General features: G+C 59.6%; 2 protein-coding genes. One reads left to right on the top strand and one right to left on the bottom strand.

The features are described 5' to 3' along the window. On the top strand, positions 1 to 3452 hold a 3452-nt coding region (locus H3T89_RS08775), incomplete at its 5' end, for an RCC1 domain-containing protein (RefSeq protein ID WP_232348578.1). Positions 3453 to 3752: 300 nt separating this feature from the next. Here H3T89_RS08775 and H3T89_RS09060 read toward each other — a convergent pair. Beyond that, on the bottom strand, positions 3753 to 3951 hold a 199-nt coding region (locus tag H3T89_RS09060), incomplete at its 5' end, for a hypothetical protein (protein WP_232348577.1).

The following is a 3951-nucleotide window of genomic DNA, read 5'->3' as shown; positions in this document are numbered from 1 at the left end:
TAGCTGAGCAAACCCCCGCCACTGTCCCCGGCAACGCATCAAATATCCCACTTTCCTCGCCATCGCCGATACAAGCCACCCCGCCATTAAGCCCAGCAACGCCAAGCCCGCACACCCCGTCACCGCCGACGGGAACACCTGAGGGCACAGGCTCCGCTCCGGCCAAGTCAGCAGAGAAGACGGCTGATCGCGCCACGCACACGGTGCGTTTCGACCCCGCCGACGGCGGCACGCCCACACAGGAGACCGTGAAGACCGGGACGCTTGCCGCTCCCCCGCAACACAACCCTCAGCGTGAGGGCTTCCGGTTCGACGGCTGGACGCTCGACGGCCAGCCCTACGACTTCCAGGCTCCGATCCTGCAGGACACGACCCTGAAAGCCCAATGGACGAAGACCACGGACTGGACGCTGAGCCCGGAGCACGGGCCCGCCACCGGCGCCAGGCTGACCATCATCCCGCCCGACAGGCAGGAGCCCTGTTACACGAGCATCCGCACGGCAGGAGACCAAACCGTCGGCGTGACCGGCGACGGCCGCATAAACACATGGACACAGGACCACACACCCGTGCAGGTTCCCTTCCCGGCCCAGGCTCCCGACGGGTTCCGCTACCTGCAGGCCGCGGCCGGCAGCCGCCGGCAGGCGGCACTCGGATCCGACCGGCACATCTACACCTGGGACAGCCGACAGCCCGCGCCCACGCTCCTGGACACCGGACGGGATGCCGGGTTCACCAGCATCAGCATGAACGATAATCGGCTCCTGGCCGTGGACCGGCAGGGACAGATCCACGCCTACCAGGCCGAACAGGCCGACAGCCAAAACCCGAACCCGAAACCCGCAGCACAGGAAACAATCAGCCTGCCCGAACCGGGGCAGGCCGTCCTTGCCGTCGCATCCGGCAGCCGGATCCTCATCGTGGACTCTGACGGGCAGGCCTGGACCCGGGAGACAAGCAACACCGGCAACGTCGAGCCCGAACGCATCAAGCAGGATCCGGGCATGCGTATCGTCCAAGCCCAATCCCTCAACCAAGGGTCTCTCCTCCTAAGCGAGGACGGGCAAATCTACTACCTGGCTGACAGCACAACAAAACCGACAACCGTCAGCCTGCCGGAGGGCATAAAAGCAAGCAGGATCAGCACCGACAAGAATCAGGCCATCATCACCGACAAGGAGGGCCACGTCTGGTTCTGGAAGATAGCCGGAACTCCCATCCGTGTGGACAACAGCAACCAGACATACACGCAGGCCGTCCTTGCAGGTGACAGGATTACCGCCGTCAGCAGGCAAGGCAGCATGTTCGCATGGAGCCTGGACGGGCAGGGCCGGCCCGGCCAGCCAGCCAGACTCAGCACCACCACAACACCCATCCTTGAAACAGCCAACATAGACGGCCAGCCGCTGACACTCAACAAGAGCAACGATGCCTGGCAGACGGATATGCCCGCCCACACGCCAGGAGAGGCCACCATTGTTATCACCGGCAAACAAGACAACCAGCCCTTCACCAGGAGCCTTACGTACACGGTCGACCAGCCTCTGACCAGAGACATCCGACAGGACTCCACATATACGGTCAGCTTCGACACAGCCGGGGGAAGCCAGGCGCCCCAACCCCAACAGGTTCCCTACCCGTACGGGCGAGTGCAGCGGCCCTACCCAGACCCGACGCGCGAAGGCTACCAGTTCGACGGATGGTTCACCGGCAACACCGCCTACGACTTCAGCAAACCCGTCACAAAAAACATCACCCTCACCGCCCGCTGGACCAGCAAAAAACCCAGGACAACATGGACCATAAACCCCGACAAGGGCAGCCAGTTCGGCAACGAAACCACCACCATCACCCCACCAGACAGCACCAGCGGCGTTAAATTCAACCAAATCAGTAATTCAATTGGATCTGTCGCCATGCAAAATAGCGTTTCCTTGGCTGTAGGCAGTGACGGTAACGCTTACGCATGGGGAGACAACAGGTCTGGCCAGCTTGGCAACGGGACGACCACCCAGCAGAACACGCCGGTCCCGGTGAAAAAGCCAGCAGGCGTGTCGGCTGACTTCACCTATGTACAGGTCAGCGCCGGATACCGGCATTCACTGGCCTTGGGCAGCGACGGATACGTATACGCCTGGGGAGACAATACATATGCCCAGCTCGGCAACAACACCAGCGACCGCTATTCAACTGTTCCCGTGCGTGTCTGTGATCCTTCTACACATTCCAACGTAAATACGGGACTGAAGGCCATACAGGTTGACGCCGGAGGCGAGCATTCACTGGCAATCGACAAGGAAGGTAATGTCTGGGCATGGGGCCGCAACGGGAACGGTCAGCTCGGCAACGGCACCAGCAGCAGCTACTCGAGTGCTCCCGTACGTGTGTGCGATCCAGAACATCCTACGGATGCAAGCAAAGGGCTGGTGGCATTAAAAGTAGCTGGCGGAGGAGCTCACTCATTAGCGATTGACAGGGACGGGGATACCTGGGCTTGGGGATTCAACAGTTACGGCCAGCTCGGCAACAATGTCACGAGCGGCTTCGATGGTGCGAATCCTGTTCCTGTGCGCGTGCGCGACCCGAACAATCCCGACGATACAAGCAAAAACTTAAAAAGCGTTCAAATCAGCGCCGGTTTTGAACATTCCATTGCTATCGATGCCCAAGGGAACACCTGGTCATGGGGATGGAATTATTGGGGCGAGCTCGGACAGAATACGACGAATCAGGATATTCTTTCCCCAGCTCGAGTATACAATCCCGACAATCCCAGTATCCCTTTCAAAGCCAGCCAAGTCAGTGCGGGATACGACACTTCCCTAGCCGTTGACACCAATGGAATTGCATGGTCGTGGGGACGAAACACTTATGGCCAACTCGGCTATACCAACTATGACGATTCTCGAGGCCACAACCAGCCAGCAAAGGTGCGAAATCCTACATCCCCAAATAACACCAATCTAAGCCTTTCCAGCACTCTCGTCAGTGCTGGAAACTGGCATTCCCTGGCTATCGGCAAGGATGGATACACATATGGATGGGGATACAACAAGTATGGTCAACTCGGCAACAACAGCAACAAAGATGCCTATGTCCCGATGTTGGTGGAGTTTAACCTGGCTCCGGTAATCAGCGCAGCCAGGTTCGACACCAGCCCTGGCACAGACCTGAACCAAATCAGCAACAGTACCAGCGTCACCGTACTCACGCCTCAACACGTGCCGGGCACGGTCATAGTCAGTGCTGACTACACGATGGGCGGCTCAGGACGCACGCTGACCGACACCTCCCTTAGATACACGTACCTTCCTGCGAGCGTTCTCCCACGGGCCGGAGGGGAGGGCCTCCTGCTCGCCCTGGCCACCGGCATGACCGGCATGAGTGCGATGCTGGCCTCACGCCGCCACCGGAGGGAACAACACAATCTATTGCACGCTTCGCACGAGTAAGAAAAGGCCGGGGGCGCATATTAATCCCCCCGCCCCAGGCCAGAACAGGGGGAGCAGGGAGGCCAGTGCCACTTAAGGCTCAATCCCCAAGAGAGCCGACACCCCTCCCGCGCCCCCACCACACTTCCGAAAGCGGAACAAGGCAGAGCAGCAGGCAATAGAGCTTACAACCCCACTCAGCCTGGCCGCTGTTCATTTTTCTTCCTCCTCCCTCCTCATAATTTTGCGAGCCGCCGCCTTTGTCCAATCATCGGGGTCATTGCCGCCGAGCGCTCGGACATGGCTTGTGTGTGTTGCTTGCTAATCCGGTGGTATGGTGAAAACGGGAATGTTGAGAAGACGGTTGGCTTCCGCCACGGTTCCTGCAATCCGATGCAGGGCTGGCGTTGACAGGCCGCACAGCTTTCCGACAGCAGAACTTTGAATAGGCAAGCGGCGTTTGCTCCGCTTGGTGTTTGGTGAAGGGGTTTTGGTTTCATGCATCTGGTTTCCCGTCTGC

It is taken from the genome of Bifidobacterium sp. W8114, assembly GCF_016101165.1.
Lineage (GTDB): Bacteria > Actinomycetota > Actinomycetes > Actinomycetales > Bifidobacteriaceae > Bombiscardovia > Bombiscardovia asteroides.
The sequence above is the reverse complement of the archived record's forward strand: the minus strand, read 5'-3'. Positions and strand labels throughout refer to the sequence as shown.